13 protein-coding genes and 1 riboswitch are annotated in these 13,570 nt (G+C 65.7%); of the genes, 9 read left to right on the forward strand and 4 right to left on the reverse strand.

The window, feature by feature from the left end:
• The first annotated feature begins 84 nt into the window (after nucleotides 1–84).
• From ABLE85_RS00835 to phoU, 3 genes are all read left to right on the forward strand, one after another.
• On the forward strand, nucleotides 85–1,356 hold the full coding sequence (locus tag ABLE85_RS00835; protein WP_348790797.1) for an ATP-binding protein: 1,272 nt from the start codon (nucleotides 85–87) through the stop codon (nucleotides 1,354–1,356).
• A 40-nt stretch (nucleotides 1,357–1,396) separates the two neighbouring features.
• The gene (gene blaOXA / locus ABLE85_RS00840) at nucleotides 1,397–2,227 is read left to right on the forward strand and encodes a class D beta-lactamase (protein WP_348790798.1); all 831 of its coding nucleotides are present in this window, start codon (nucleotides 1,397–1,399) and stop codon (nucleotides 2,225–2,227) included.
• Nucleotides 2,228–2,418: 191 nt separating this feature from the next.
• Nucleotides 2,419–3,138: a phosphate signaling complex protein PhoU gene (gene phoU, locus ABLE85_RS00845; protein ID WP_348790799.1), complete on the forward strand. Its 720-nt coding sequence runs from the start codon at nucleotides 2,419–2,421 to the stop codon at nucleotides 3,136–3,138.
• A gap of 522 nt (nucleotides 3,139–3,660) precedes the next feature.
• Here the strand turns inward: phoU and ABLE85_RS00850 are convergent.
• Nucleotides 3,661–4,191 (reverse strand): GcrA family cell cycle regulator, encoded by a 531-nt coding sequence (locus ABLE85_RS00850; RefSeq protein ID WP_348790800.1) that lies wholly within the window; start codon nucleotides 4,189–4,191, stop codon nucleotides 3,661–3,663.
• A gap of 361 nt (nucleotides 4,192–4,552) precedes the next feature.
• Between ABLE85_RS00850 and ABLE85_RS00855 the strand changes: the two genes are divergently transcribed.
• From ABLE85_RS00855 to ABLE85_RS00865, 3 genes are all read left to right on the forward strand, one after another.
• A complete protein-coding gene (locus ABLE85_RS00855; protein ID WP_348790801.1) occupies nucleotides 4,553–5,740 on the forward strand; it encodes an aspartate aminotransferase family protein in 1,188 nt (395 codons plus the stop codon).
• 27 nt (nucleotides 5,741–5,767) lie between these two features.
• Nucleotides 5,768–6,685, forward strand: coding sequence for an ornithine carbamoyltransferase (argF, locus tag ABLE85_RS00860; protein WP_348790802.1), 918 nt, complete (start codon nucleotides 5,768–5,770; stop codon nucleotides 6,683–6,685).
• 154 nt (nucleotides 6,686–6,839) lie between these two features.
• Nucleotides 6,840–7,829 (forward strand): Hsp33 family molecular chaperone, encoded by a 990-nt coding sequence (locus ABLE85_RS00865; protein WP_348790803.1) that lies wholly within the window; start codon nucleotides 6,840–6,842, stop codon nucleotides 7,827–7,829.
• A 6-nt stretch (nucleotides 7,830–7,835) separates the two neighbouring features.
• Here the strand turns inward: ABLE85_RS00865 and ABLE85_RS00870 are convergent, their stop codons facing one another.
• Both ABLE85_RS00870 and apaG read right to left on the reverse strand, forming a co-directional pair.
• Entirely contained in the window at nucleotides 7,836–8,123 is a 288-nt protein-coding gene (locus ABLE85_RS00870) for a GIY-YIG nuclease family protein (protein ID WP_348791422.1), read from the reverse strand.
• A gap of 302 nt (nucleotides 8,124–8,425) precedes the next feature.
• Nucleotides 8,426–8,818 carry a Co2+/Mg2+ efflux protein ApaG gene (apaG, locus tag ABLE85_RS00875; protein ID WP_348790804.1) on the reverse strand — a complete coding sequence of 131 codons (393 nt, stop codon included), beginning with the start codon at nucleotides 8,816–8,818 and terminating at the stop codon, nucleotides 8,426–8,428.
• A 145-nt stretch (nucleotides 8,819–8,963) separates the two neighbouring features.
• Between apaG and ABLE85_RS00880 the strand changes: the two genes are divergently transcribed.
• The gene (locus tag ABLE85_RS00880; protein ID WP_348790805.1) at nucleotides 8,964–9,569 is read left to right on the forward strand and encodes a CDP-alcohol phosphatidyltransferase family protein; all 606 of its coding nucleotides are present in this window, start codon (nucleotides 8,964–8,966) and stop codon (nucleotides 9,567–9,569) included.
• 178 nt (nucleotides 9,570–9,747) lie between these two features.
• A complete protein-coding gene (locus ABLE85_RS00885; RefSeq protein ID WP_348791423.1) occupies nucleotides 9,748–10,299 on the forward strand; it encodes a DUF922 domain-containing protein in 552 nt (183 codons plus the stop codon).
• Nucleotides 10,300–11,066: 767 nt separating this feature from the next.
• On the opposite strand, the gene ABLE85_RS00890 is transcribed toward ABLE85_RS00885, so the two are convergent.
• Entirely contained in the window at nucleotides 11,067–12,257 is a 1,191-nt protein-coding gene (locus tag ABLE85_RS00890) for an O-succinylhomoserine sulfhydrylase (protein ID WP_348790806.1), read from the reverse strand.
• Between the two features lie 44 nt (nucleotides 12,258–12,301).
• Nucleotides 12,302–12,378, reverse strand: a riboswitch (SAM riboswitch).
• 76 nt (nucleotides 12,379–12,454) lie between these two features.
• On the opposite strand from ABLE85_RS00890, the gene ABLE85_RS00895 reads away from it, so the two are divergent.
• Nucleotides 12,455–13,546, forward strand: coding sequence for a 2'-deoxycytidine 5'-triphosphate deaminase (locus tag ABLE85_RS00895; RefSeq protein ID WP_348790807.1), 1,092 nt, complete (start codon nucleotides 12,455–12,457; stop codon nucleotides 13,544–13,546).
• Nucleotides 13,547–13,570 lie beyond the last annotated feature (24 nt).

A 13,570-nucleotide genomic window follows, 5' to 3' on the forward strand; every position in this document is an offset into this window, starting at 1 on the left:
GTACCTTTCCCGTCATCTAACTCATGCTATTGGGTGCTATGCGGCTGGTCCAGAACCAAAGGAGTTCGTGTTTCGAGTCGTCGCATGAGTGATGCAAGCAGTGAAAAATGGAGCCGGCGCGCCGCCCGGCTGTTCGCCCACCGGTTCCGCCAGAACCGCTGGATGCTCGCCGCCGGTATCGTGGCCGTGCTGCTCGCCCACATGTGGGCCGGGGCGGGCGTGCTCCTGGCTGCCATCGCCGCGCTGTTCGTCGTCGCCGCGCTTGCGCCCAGCCGCACTGCCGACCAGCGCCGCGTCGAAGCCGCGGAGGTCGCCAGCGGCGCCAAGTCTATCGGCCTGTCGGGCGAAAACCTCGCGGCAGCGGTCACAGATCCGTTGATCGTCTTCGACGGCGCCGGCGCCGTCGTTCATGCCAATGCCGCGGCAACCGCTGCTTTCGGCACGCTGCATCCCGGCATCCTGCTGCTCCTGAAGTTCCGCGCCCCGGAGATGCAGGACATGATCCAGGCCGTGTTGTTCGGTCATGCCACTTCCCGCGTGGTCGAGTACAGCGAGCGCCTGCCTATCGAGCGCGTTTTCCGCGTCACCGCCTCGGCGGTTGGCCGGGGCACGGGGCTCTATGTCCTGGTCTTCAAGGACCAGAGCGAGGCGCGCCGCATCGACCGCATGCGCGCCGACTTCATCGCCAATGCCAGTCACGAGCTGCGCACGCCGCTGGCCTCCATTTCCGGCTTCGTCGAGACGCTCAGGGGCCCCGCCCGCGACGACGCCGCAGCCCGCGACCAGTTCCTGCAGATCATGCAGAAGCAGACGGCGCGCATGGCCCGCCTCATCGACGACCTCCTGTCGCTGTCCCGGCTGGAGATGAAGCCCTATCTGAAGCCGGGCGAGAAGGTCGACCTGCGCGGCGTCATCGAAAGCGTCATCGACTCGCTCAGCCCCCTGGCGAACGACTCCGGGCTGGTGGTCGAGCGCGACTTCACGGACGCTCGCCTGGAGGTGATGGGCGACCGCGACGAGCTGTTCCAGGTTTTCGAGAACCTCCTGGAAAACGCCTGCAAATACGGTCAGTCGGGCGGCCGCGTGGTCGTGTCCATGATCGGCCCCGGCGACGGCCCGGAGAAGGAAACCACCGTCACCATCCGCGATTTCGGTCCCGGCATCGCCGAGGAGCACATCCCCCGCGTCACCGAACGGTTCTACCGCATCGACGGCGAGGCCAGCCGCGCGCAGAAGGGCACCGGGCTGGGGCTCGCTATCGTCAAGCACATCCTCACCCGCCACGAGGCCCGGCTGACCATCCGCTCCAGGCCCGGCGAGGGCGCCGCATTTACCGTTCATTTCCCGGCCGCGTGATAGCGCTTCGACGCCGGGGGGCGCGAACGAGGAAAACTCCATGATCCTGCCCAGACCAAGACTTCTGCTTGGGCTGCTCGCTGTTGCGGGCTGCCTCGGCGCTTCGCTACCGGCTTCCGCGGCACAGAAGGGCAACGCCCCCGAGTGCACCGTCCTGCTGGATGCGGCATCCGGCAAGACCCTGCATCGCGAGGGCACCTGCGGCGAGCGCTTCAATCCGTTCTCGACCTTCAAGCTTCCGCTGGCGCTCATCGGCTACGATGCCGGCATCCTTCAGGACGAGCGCACGCCGGCCTGGGACTACAAACCCGAATTCAACGCGGTCAAGCGCGACCAGAAGACCGTCGACCCGACCGTCTGGGAGAAGGACTCCACCCTCTGGTTCTCACGCGAGATCACGCGCCGCCTGGGCGAGAAAAGCTTCGCAGGCTATGTCTCGAAGCTGCAATACGGAAACATGGATGTTTCGGGCGACAAGGGGAAGCACAACAGCCTCACCGATGCCTGGCTGCTCTCGTCCCTGAAGATCTCGCCAGACGAACAGGCCGAGTTCGTGCGGCGTGTGCTCGCCCGCGAGCTTCCCGTCTCGGACAAGGCCTATGCGATGACCGTCGCCGTCATCCCTCGCTTCGAGGCGCAGAACGGCTGGGTCGTGCACGGCAAGACGGGAAGCGGCTGGCTGCCCGGCAAGGACGGCAAGGCCGACAGAAACCGTCCGCTGGGCTGGTTCGTCGGCTGGGCGGAGGCTGACGGCCGCCAGGTCGTGTTCGCCCGCATGCAGGTCGGCACCGACAAGCCGGACTCTCCCAAGGGCCTCAAGGTCCGGGCGCAGTTCCTCGAGGAGCTGCCGCAGTTGATGAAGCGGCCCTGAGGCCCCGCCGGGCGAGGCGGCCTCGGCCGCCTTGCAACGCAGCCACCATCGCTTTGCGCCTCGGCGGCAGGCGCGGCGGGCTTTCCATGTGCATCCCGGCTAAGCATTCTTTTTTCCGTCATGCAGGTGGCGTATGAACATGGATTCAGGATCAGCGTTCCCCGATGGTCACCGAGGAAAGAGCATCGCCCATGCAGTCGCATCACATCGTCCGGGCCTATGACGACGAACTGAAATACCTGACGCGCAGGATTGCGGCGATGGGCGGTCATGCCGAGCGGCTTGTCGAGCAGGCGGTGGCCGCGCTGGTCAATTCCGATGTGGCGCTGGCCCGCAAGGTGATCGCCGACGACGCGATCCTCGACGAGGCGCAGCGCGAGATCGACGACAAGTCGATCCTGACGATCGCCAAGCGGCAGCCGGTTGCGGCGGACCTGCGCGAGATCATCGGCGCGATCCGCATCGCGGCCGATCTGGAGCGGGTGGGGGACCTGGGCAAGAACGTCGCCAAGCGCGTCGTGGCGGTTGCCGACGGGCGCCAGCCCGTCAGCCTGTTCCGGGGCCTGCAGGCGCTGGCCGAGCTTGCGCTCACCCAGCTCAAGGAGGTGCTCGACGTCTACGCCTCGCGTTCGGTCGAGCGCATCGAGTTCGTCCGCGACCGCGACAACCAGATCGACGCCATGTACACCTCGCTGTTCCGCGAGCTGCTCACCTACATGATGGAAGATCCGCGCAACATCACGCCCTGCACGCATCTTCTGTTCTGCGCCAAGAACATCGAGCGCATCGGCGACCACGCCACCAACATCGCCGAAACCATCTACTACGTCGTCACCGGCGACCAGATGCCGGCCGACCGCCCCAAGGAAGATAAGAGCCACCGCGTGACGCTGCCGGTGGAGCCCAAGTAGGTTTCGCGGCAGTGGTAGCTGGGCAGTCCGTAATTCCCGACGACGGTGGGAAGGGCGCCACACGCACAGCCGTCAACCCAACCAAGGGGATCAACGAGCTTCTGTCATCCCGATGGCAACTAACCAACCCGTCATTCCCGACCTCGTGAGTGAGCGCAGCGAGCGGAGAGTGTCGGGAATCCATGCCTCGACGATGCCGCGGCCGAGGCGGTGCAGAATGCTCTCTTCCCTGCTCCAGGTCTCCAACATGCGCCGGACTGCCGGTTGCGAGTCCGAGGCCTGGATCCCCGGAACCTCCGCACTTCGCTTCGCTCGTGCTCCGGCCCGAGGACGACGGCGGGTAGGGCGCCGCACCCAAAGTCGTCACCCTCCGATTAACAAGCTTCTGTCCTCACGACGGCATTGTGCCCCAATGCCCGAACCGGTAGTTGCGAGCTAGAGCGCGGCTCTGCCCCAAACAAAAAAACGCCGGGTCAAAACCCGGCGTCGCAAGTGGGAGTGTTCTGCTGAAGTCTGGCGCGCTCAGCGCACCCTGCGGCGCTCGGAGGCCGGCTGGAACGCGATCTTGGAGTGGTACTTGCAGTACGGGCCGGTTTCTCCGGCCTCGTTGCCGCAGAAGTGGAACTCTTCCGTCAGCGGGTCGCCGTTGGGCCACTTGCAGGTGCGCTCGGTGAGCTGGATCAGCTGCAGGTGGCGCGAGATCGGCACCACCACGTTCTCGCTCGGGCGCAGATACTGGCGGGCCACCGGCTCGGCGTCGAACTGCGTCTGCAGCGCGGTCGCGCCGATCGAGGCCATCACCGTGCGGGGAGCCGGCGCGGCGGCGGTCGGGCGCGCGGCGGCGGTCGTCTTCACCGCAGTGGTGGTCTGGATCGGCTTCTTCTGGCGTGCCGGAGCGGCAGTGGTGCGGCCGCGGCTGGAAAGTTTCAGCCTGTGCACCTTGCCGATGACCGCGTTGCGGCTGACGCCGCCGAGCTGGGCAGCGATCTGGCTGGCGCTGAGGCCTTCGGCCCATAATTTCCGGAGTGTTTCGACGCGCTCGTCAGTCCACATGAGAACGTGCTCCTACTGCAAAGTGCGGCTCCCGGAATCCATTCCCGTCCCGGCTAAAGCCGGGCCGACACCACATATACACGGGTGAATGAGTTTGCCGCACGAAATCTAGTTATTTCTGGATCGCAAATTAGCTTATCGGCAGACTCGGTGACAAGAGTCTGACCTGCCACACGAATCCGTTTTTTGGGTTTTCCCCAACTTGCCCGCACGCGGCGTTGACCCAGCCGCGACAAATTGGTGGCCGGCGCCGCTTAGGCACGACGTTTTCGTTGACTTCATGGCCGAAAACGAAATATCCCCGTAAAGGCCGCCATTTGGGCGGCTTTTTGGTTTTTCGGCACCCGGAGACGCAAATAAGATGAGCGGTTCGGCGCTTTACGAGACTTTCGCGCGCGCGCCCCTGGCTTTCGAGCGGGGAGAAGGTTCCTGGCTGATCACTCAGGACGGCAAGCGATATCTCGACTTCGCCGGCGGCATCGCCGTCAATTCATTGGGCCACGGCCATCCGAAGCTGGTGGCAGCGCTGACCGAGCAGGCCGGCAAGCTGTGGCACACCTCCAACCTCTACGAGATCCCCGGCCAGACCCGGCTGGGCGAGCGGCTGGCGGCGGCCACCTTTGCCGACAAGGTGTTCTTCACCAATTCGGGCGCGGAAGCGCTGGAATGCGCGATCAAGACCGCGCGCCGCTACCAGTATGTCAACGGCCATCCGGAAAAGTTCCGCACCATCACCTTCGAGGGCGCTTTCCACGGCCGCACCCTGGCGACCATCGCCGCCGGCGGCCAGCAGAAATATCTGGAAGGTTTCGGGCCCAAGGTCGAAGGCTTCGACCAGGTTCCCTTCGGCGACATGGAAGCGTTGGAGAAGGCGATCACGCCCGAGACGGCCGCGATCCTGATCGAACCGGTGCAGGGCGAGGGCGGCATCCGCGAGGTGCCGACGGCGTTCCTCAAGCGCTTGCGCGAGCTGTGCGACCAGCACGACCTGCTTTTGATCTTCGACGAGGTGCAGAGCGGCATCGGTCGCACCGGCAAGCTGTTCGCCTATGAATGGTCGGGCGTTGCGCCCGACATCATGGCGATTGCCAAGGGCATCGGCGGCGGCTTCCCCGTGGGCGCCTGCCTGGCCACCGGGGCGGCGGCCGCCGGCATGACCGCCGGCGTGCACGGCACCACCTTCGGCGGCAATCCGCTGGCCATGGCGGTGGGCAATGCCGTTCTCGACGTGGTGCTGGAAGACGGCTTCCTCGACGACATCAAGCGCAAGGCGCTGGTGATGAAGCAGGGCCTGGCCGCCATCTCCGACGAGTTCCCGGACGTCATCGAGGGCGTACGCGGTTCCGGGCTGATGCTCGGCCTCAAGTGCAAGCAGCCCAACACCAAGGTCAACGCCGCGCTGCGCGACCAGGCGCTGCTTGCCGTCCCGGCGGGCGACAATGTCGTGCGCCTGCTGCCCCCGCTCACCGTCTCCGACGAGGAGATCCGCGAGGCGCTGGCCCGCATCCACGCGGCTGCAAAGGGCCTGTCCGAGGCCGCCGCAGCATAAGACAAAACAGTCTCTAGAGGGTTCGACATGACCAGTGGTATCCGCCACTTCACCGACCTTTCCTCCGTCCCCGCAGATACGCTGCGCGGCATCCTCGACGATGCCGTCGCGCGCAAGGGGCGCCTGAAAGGCGGCGAGCGTTCGCGACCGCTGGACGGCAAGGTGCTGGCGATGATCTTCGACAAGCCGTCGACGCGCACCCGCGTGTCGTTCGATGTCGGCATGCGCCAGCTCGGCGGCGAGACCATCATGCTCACCGGCACCGAGATGCAGCTCGGCCGTTCGGAGACCATCGCGGACACCGCCAAGGTGCTGTCGCGCTATGTCGACGCCATCATGATCCGCACCACCTCGCACGAGCGGCTGGTCGAACTCACCGAGAACGCCAGCGTTCCGGTCATCAACGGCCTCACCGACGATACCCATCCGTGCCAGATCATGGCCGACGTGATGACCTTCGAGGAGCATCGGGGTCCCGTCGCCGGCAAGACCTTCGCCTGGGTGGGCGACGGCAACAACGTCCTGCACTCGCTGCTCGAGGCCTCGGCGCGCTTCAGCTTCAATGTCAACGTCGCCGTGCCGGAAGGCAGCGAGCCAGAGCAGAAGTTCGTCGACTGGTCGCGCGAAAATGGCGGCGCGCTCAAGTTCACGCGCAGCGCCGAGGAGGCGGTCGAGGGCGTGGACTGCATCGTCACCGACTGCTGGGTCTCGATGGGCCAGGAGCATCGCGCCCGCGGCCACAACGTCTTCATGCCCTATCAGGTCAACGATGCGCTCATGAAGCGCGCCAAGTCCGACGCGCTCTTCATGCACTGCCTGCCCGCCCACCGCGGCGAGGAGGTCACCGACGAGGTCATCGACGGGCCGCATTCGGTTGTCTTCGACGAGGCCGAGAACCGCCTGCACGCCCAGAAGGCGGTGCTGGCCTGGTGCCTCGGGGCCTGATCCGTCCCGTCTCGCGAGGGGTGGCTCGCAAAGCGAAAGCTTGATCCGGCTTGCTTGCATGCCTATCTGCCCCGGATCACACTCGCTTTGATGTCTGAATAGGCGGTAGCGGCGCTTTTTTGCGCCGGGGGTCCGCCACAAGGGATTGGGTCCATTGGCTGATACAGAACGCAAGCTCGGCGAATTCGGCGCGGCCGGAGACGACCATGTCGTGCCCTTCGAGGTCGGTCCGCTCGATGTGCGCGGCCGCATGGTGCAGCTCGGCCCGCTGCTCGACCAGATTCTCGCCCGCCACGATTACCCCGAGCCCGTCGCGCGCCTTCTGGCCGAGGCGGTGGTGGTGACCGTGCTCTTGGGCACCTCGCTCAAGTTCGAGGGCAAGTTCATCCTGCAGACCCGCACCAACGGGCCGGTCGACATGCTGGTGGCCGATTTCGCTACCCCGCGCTCCGTGCGCGCCTATGCGCGCTTCGATGCCGAGCGGCTCGAAACCCTGCTCGCGGCCGGCGAGAGCGCGGCCGAAACGCTGCTGGGCACCGGCGTGCTCGCGCTGACGGTAGACCAAGGCCAGCATACACAGCGCTACCAGGGCGTCGTCCAACTCGACGGCATCACCCTGGAGGAGGCGGCCAAGACCTATTTCCGCCAGTCCGAGCAGATCCCTACCGACGTCAAGCTCGCCGTGGGCAAGCAGGTGATGCCGGGGGCAGGCGGCCGCGAGTACTGGCGCGCCGGCGGTCTATTGGCGCAGTTCCTGCCCAAGGCACCCGAGCGCATGCGCGCGCCCGACATCCACGGCGGCGACGGCGACCACGACCTGTCTCCGCGCGAGCTTGCCGACAATGCCTGGCAGGAGTTGCTAGCGCTGGCGGCCACCATCGAACCGACCGAACTGCTCGACCCGACCGTCGGCTCCGAAAGGCTGCTCTACCGCCTGTTCAACGAGCACGGCGTGCGCGTCTTCAACAGCGTGCCCGTGCTCGACGAATGCTCTTGCTCGCGCGAGAAGATCCGCGGCATCCTCGGCGGCTTCTCGGCCGAGGAGATCACCGACAGCGTGGAAGACGGCCTCATCCGGGTGAACTGCGAGTTCTGCTCGAAGAAATACGAGTTCGAGCCGACCGAGTTCACTGAAGCGGTCTGACCGGTTTCACCAGCCGGAACCTCGCAAGAGCTCGTTCCAGTTCGGATTGGAAGCCTCTATCAATTCGATCTTCCATTGACGCGGCCAGCGCTTGAGTGACTTCTCGCGCTGGATCGCGTCGCGAATGTCGAAGTGTTCCTCGTACCAGACCAGCCGGTGCACGCCGTACCGCGCCGTGAAGCGTGATCCTTTGCCCGCTTTGTGTTCGGGAATGCGACGGCCGAGATCGTTGGTCACGCCGATATAGATCGTGCCCCGCTTCTGGCTGGCCGTCATATACACGTAGCCCGTCATGGCTGGACGGTAGCGGATCGGACCGAAGACGCAATCCTGCGTTCTGCCATGCATGGCCCGGTTGACGCGTTCCGGCATGGATCCTCGGGTCAAGCCCGAGGATGACGAATGCAGGAGGCGTTCTTGCAAGGCGTCTACCGGCGATGGTTGACAGTGACGTTTTTCGGTTCGTCATCCTCGGGCTTGACCCGAGGATCCATGCCGGAACTTTTCGGCAGCGCGCCATTGCCCTCAGGAAGGCTGTCCTCCGCATCGGAACCCCGGCGGCAACACGCCGTTGCCACCGACCCCGAAGGAGCGGCTCAGTTCACCGTGCGGGCCGTTCCCGGCAGGTCGAGCGAGAAGGCGGGGATGTCGACGTCGAACAGTTCGTCGCGCTCGTTGCGCATCGTATAGCGCCCGACCATGATGCCCGACGGCGTGGTGAGCGGGCAGCCCGACATGTATTGGTAGCTGTCGCCGGGGTTGAGCTCCGGCTGTTCGCCGACGACGCCGGAGCCGCGCACCTCCTCGACGCGCCCCAGCGCATCGGTGATGTGCCAGTAGCGCGACAGCAACTGCACGAACTCGTCCGACTGGTTGGCAATGGTCACGCGATAGCCCCAGACATAGCGGTTTTCCGCCGGGTCGGAGCGCTCCTCGAGGTAGAACGGCTCGACGCTCACTTCGATATTGCGCGTTATGGCGCGGTACATGGCATCGATACTCCTCAAAGCCCCAAGAATCTGCCGCCCTTAACAGCAGGTCAACAGTCTTTGCGTCATCATCATCGCGATTGTGATTTCCGCATGACGACGTTTCGCGTCTATTGGGCGGAACGACGCAGGCAAGGGTAGGCGGATGCTGGACGGCTGGGCGCGCAGGGGCATCGACCCCCTGCTGGACGTGATCGGGCGCTGGCTTGCGCGCGCCGGCGTTCCGGCCAACGCGGTTACGCTTGCCGCCTTTGCCATCGGGATAGCCGCGGCCGGCGCGATCGTCGCCGGGTGGTTCCTGACAGGGCTTGCGCTGCTGCTCGCCAGCCGGCTGGGCGACGGGCTCGACGGCGCGATAGCCAGAACCGGCGGCGCGACCGATTTCGGCGGCTATCTCGACATCGTGCTCGACTTCGCCTTCTACGGCGCCATCCCGCTCGCCTTCGTGCTGGCCGATCCGGCCGCCAACGCGATCGCCGGCGCCGTGCTGCTGCTCTCCTTCTACGTCAACGGATCGAGCTTTCTCGCCTATGCGATCATGGCCGAGAAGCGGTGGATGCAAGGCAAGGCGCGGGGTGAAAAATCGCTGTTCTTCACCACCGGCCTGGCGGAGGCGACCGAAACGCTGATCGTCTTCGTCGCCTTCTGCCTGTTTCCGGCCTGGTTCGCGCCGATCGCCTATGTGTTCGCCGCGCTCACCTTCTACACCGCGCTGTCGCGCATCGTGCTGGCGGCGCGGACGTTTCGATGAGGGACTGTGGGCAGGCTGGGCCAGCCCCGGATTGTCATCCCGTTCCTGACGATGCGACTGGAGCCAATTGAAAGCTGCGCATGCCGCGCTTAGCTTCCGCGCACTGCTGCATTGGGGGATTCGCGTGAAGACGGCTGTCCAATCTTGTTTTCTGGCGGCCTGCGTCGCGTCGCTGCCAATGGCTGCGCATGCCGAGTGGCAGGCGGTCGAGAAGATCGAGGCCTACGCCATCTCGGGCAAGACCGGCCCCGAGCTATACGCCTCGATCGGCGAGCGGGGACCGAAGGTGGGAAGCCTCGGCGTCCGCACCATCGCGCACACCAATTTCACGCTCACCTGGTCGCGGAAATACGAGCCGCAGCCGGACGGCGCCTGCACGCTGGTTTCGGCGCGGCCCAACCTCACCATCACCTACATGCTCCCCCGGCCAAGCCAAAAGCTGCCGCCCGCCATCCGGACGAACTGGGAGGCGTTTTACTCAGGCGTCCAGGCGCATGAGCGGGTGCATGGCGACATCATCAAGGACATGGTCCGGGGGATCGAGATGCTGAGCGTCGGCTTCTCCGTCCCCGACGATCCCGATTGCAGCAAGATCCGGGCCGAGCTGACCAAGCGTCTTGCGGAAATCTCGTTGGCGCAGCGGGCGCGCAGCCGCGACTTCGATCGGGTCGAGCTCAGCGACGGCGGCAACGTCCACCAGCTCATCCTCGCGCTGCTGAACGGCGGATAGGGCGGCCGCCCCACCTCGTCATCCTCGGGCCGGAGCACGAGCGGTAGCGAAGTGCGGAGGTTCCGGGGACCCACGCCGGTCGGCCAAAGTTGGCTGGGGCGGTGCAGCCGAGCAGATCGATGCGCTCCCTCCGCCGGGATGACGCTTGAAAAAAAGCCGGAGATCAAAGCTGGGCTGACTTCCCCGGGACAGTTTGCTGACACGAAACCTGCCCCGGACTGCCGGTTGAGGCTCCGAGGCATGGGTCCCCGGAACCTCCGCACGTCGCTGTGCTCGTGCTTCGGCCCGAGGACGACGGGATGAAAGGCTGCGGCATCCCTTCGAAGCCGTCTCCAGAAACCTTGAACAAGTTGGGATCAAGGTGCCTCGTAGGCCCTCGACGCTGGCGATTGGCGCCGGCCGCCCCACCTCGTCATCCTCGGGCCGGAGCACGAGCGATAGCGAAGTGCGGAGGTCCCGGGGACCCATGCCGGTCGGCCAAAACTGCCGCAACAGTGCGGAAAGAGCCTGTCTTTGAAATGGCCAGACGCGAAACCGGGCGTGGCGATGATGAAGTGCGCCGGCGTCCACCTCCCCCTTGAGGGGAGGTCGCATCCGAGCGGAGCGACGGATGCGGGAGGGGCCACTGCGGCAGTGCGCGGCATTGAGACCCCTGTCTTTCACGAAGGCGAAGACCCAAAGGGTCGCGCGCGGCCGCAACGACCCCTCCCGCCTCGCTTCGCTCGGCACCTCCCCTCAAGGGGGAGGGAGGCGCTGCGCCCGGCCCCCTACGCCGCCGCCTTCAGCGCGCGGTCGATGTCCTTCAGGAGGTCGTCGGCATCCTCCAGCCCCAGCGACAGGCGCAGCGTGCCGTCCCCGATGCCGAGTTCGGCGCGCGCCTCGTCGGTCAGGTTCTTGTGGGTGGTGGTGGCCGGATGCGTGATCAGGCTCTTGGAGTCGCCGAGATTGTTGGAGATCAGCACCACGTCGAGCGCGTTCTCGAAGGCGAAGGCCGATTTCTTGCCGCCCTTGAGGTCGAAGCAGATCAGGGTCGAGCCGCCCGACATCTGCTTCTTCACGATGTCTGCCTGCGGGTGGTCGGCCCGGCCCGGATAGACGACACGTGCCACCTCCGGCCGGCCGGCGAGGAAGTCGGCCACCCTGGCCGCGCTCTCCGTCTGCTGGCGCACGCGCAGGGGGAGTGTCTCCAGCCCCTTCAGCAGCGTCCAGGCGTTGAACGGCGACAGGCTCGGACCGGTGTGGCGGAAATAGTCGTGCAGGTTCTCGTCGATCCACTGCTTGTCGGAAAGGATCACGCCGCCCAGGCAGCGACCCTGGCCGTCGATATGCTTGGTGGCCGAATAGACCACGATATGCGCGCCAAGCTCCAGCGGCTTCTGCATCAACGGGGTGGCGAAGACGTTGTCGACGATGAGGCGCGCGCCGATGGAATTGGCAAGTGCCGCCACGGCGGCGATGTCGACCACCTCCAGCGTCGGGTTGGTCGGGCTTTCCAGGAAGAACACCTTGGTGTTGGGCTGCACCGCCTTTTCCCAGTTGGCGATGTCGCGGCCGTCCACCAGCGTCGCTTCGATGCCGTAGCGGGGCGCCAGCGTCTCCACCACCCAGCGACAGGAGCCGAACAGCGCGCGCGCCGCCACGATGTGGTCGCCGGCCTTGAGGCTGCACAGGATCGCGGCCGTCACAGCCGCCATGCCCGACGCCAGCGCGCGGGCGTCCTCCGCGCCTTCCAGCGCGCACATGCGCTTCTCGAACATGTCGACGGTCGGGTTGGCGTAGCGCGAGTAGATGAAGCCGGGCGTCTCGCCCTTGAAGCGGGCCTCGGCGGACTCCGCGGTCTCGTAAACGTAGCCCTGCGTGAGGAACATCGCCTCCGCGGTCTCGCCGAATTCGGAGCGGAGCACCCCGGAGTGGACGAGTTGCGTTGCAGGCTTCCAGTCGCGCTTGTTGTTTGTCATAGCCTTGATCCAGACACAAAAAAACCGGCCGCGAAAAGTCGCATGCCGGTGCACGAGCGGCCCTTTAGCGACTTGTTTAACGTGGCTGCAAGCCGACCGGCAAATCACCACGGGATAAGGCCCGTTTAGACCTCGTGCCGGCTTGCGTCAATGGCACACATCATTAAACCTCCTTCGACCATTTTGTGGAGCAGGCATTGGCGCAAACAGGCATTCTTCCGGATCAGGAGATCGCGGCACTCTTCCAATCGGGGGCGCTGGCGGCGCCGCGGTCGCTCGATGCCGATCAGATCCAACCGGCGAGCCTCGACCTGCGCCTCGGCGAAAAGGCCTACCGCGTGCGCGCCAGCTTCCTGCCTGGCCCCGGCCACAAGGTCGCCGAGAAGCTCGAGCGCCTGAGGCTCCACGAGGTCGACCTCACGCAGGGCGCGGTGCTGGAAACCGGCTGCGTCTACATCGTGCCGCTGCTGGAAAGCCTGGCCCTGCCTCAGACTATCTCGGCCTCGGCCAACCCGAAGAGCTCGACCGGCCGGCTCGACATCTTCACCCGCGTCATGACCGATCATGGCCAGGAGTTCGACAAGATCGCAGCCGGCTATGCCGGGCCGCTCTATCTGGAAGTCAGCCCGCGCACCTTCCCCATCATCGCGCGCACCGGCTCGCGCCTGTCGCAGATCCGCTTCCGCACCGGCAATGCGCTGCTCACCGAAGCCGAGCTTCACGAGTTGCACCGGACGGAGACGCTGGTCGCCTCTGAAACGCCAAACATCTCCGGCGGCGGCATCGCGCTGTCCATCGACCTTCAGGGCGACAAGGACGGACTGATCGGCTACCGCGCCAAGCATCACACCGGTCTGATCGACGTCGACAAGCGCGCGGCGCAGGACCTGCATGACTTCTGGGAGCCGCTCTACCGACGCGGCGCGGGCGAATTGGTGCTCGACCCGGACGAGTTCTACATCCTCGTCAGCCGCGAGGCGGTGCATGTGCCGCCCGGCCATGCAGCCGAGATGACGCCTTTCGATCCGCTGGTCGGCGAATTCCGCGTCCACTATGCCGGCTTCTTTGATCCCGGCTTCGGCCATTCCGCGGCCGGCGGCACCGGCAGCCGCGCGGTGCTGGAAGTGCGCAGCCACGAGGTGCCGTTCATCCTCGAACACGGCCAGATCGTCGGTCGTCTGGTTTACGAGCACATGCTGTCGCGGCCGAATGCGCTCTATGGCACCGATCTCGGCTCGAACTATCAGGCGCAGGGCCTCAAGCTTTCCAAGCATTTTCGGGCGGGCTGAGCCGCGGCCACTGGCGCGAAAGCG

Source organism: Mesorhizobium sp. KR1-2, assembly GCF_040045035.1.
Classification (GTDB): domain Bacteria; phylum Pseudomonadota; class Alphaproteobacteria; order Rhizobiales; family Rhizobiaceae; genus Pseudaminobacter.

Excerpts from the sequence above, each read along its gene's own strand:
- apaG (WP_348790804.1), bottom strand. The coding sequence starts at position 8,818 with ATGTACCGCGCCATAACGCGCAATATCGAAGTGAGCGTCGAGCCGTTC.
- phoU (WP_348790799.1), top strand. The coding sequence starts at position 2,419 with ATGCAGTCGCATCACATCGTCCGGGCCTATGACGACGAACTGAAATAC.
- ABLE85_RS00890 (WP_348790806.1), bottom strand. The coding sequence starts at position 12,257 with ATGACAAACAACAAGCGCGACTGGAAGCCTGCAACGCAACTCGTCCAC.
- ABLE85_RS00880 (WP_348790805.1), top strand. The coding sequence starts at position 8,964 with ATGCTGGACGGCTGGGCGCGCAGGGGCATCGACCCCCTGCTGGACGTG.
- ABLE85_RS00855 (WP_348790801.1), top strand. The coding sequence starts at position 4,553 with ATGAGCGGTTCGGCGCTTTACGAGACTTTCGCGCGCGCGCCCCTGGCT.
- ABLE85_RS00870 (WP_348791422.1), bottom strand. The coding sequence starts at position 8,123 with ATGACGGGCTACGTGTATATGACGGCCAGCCAGAAGCGGGGCACGATC.
- ABLE85_RS00850 (WP_348790800.1), bottom strand. The coding sequence starts at position 4,191 with ATGTGGACTGACGAGCGCGTCGAAACACTCCGGAAATTATGGGCCGAA.
- ABLE85_RS00835 (WP_348790797.1), top strand. The coding sequence starts at position 85 with ATGAGTGATGCAAGCAGTGAAAAATGGAGCCGGCGCGCCGCCCGGCTG.
- blaOXA (WP_348790798.1), top strand. The coding sequence starts at position 1,397 with ATGATCCTGCCCAGACCAAGACTTCTGCTTGGGCTGCTCGCTGTTGCG.
- ABLE85_RS00885 (WP_348791423.1), top strand. The coding sequence starts at position 9,748 with ATGGCTGCGCATGCCGAGTGGCAGGCGGTCGAGAAGATCGAGGCCTAC.
- argF (WP_348790802.1), top strand. The coding sequence starts at position 5,768 with ATGACCAGTGGTATCCGCCACTTCACCGACCTTTCCTCCGTCCCCGCA.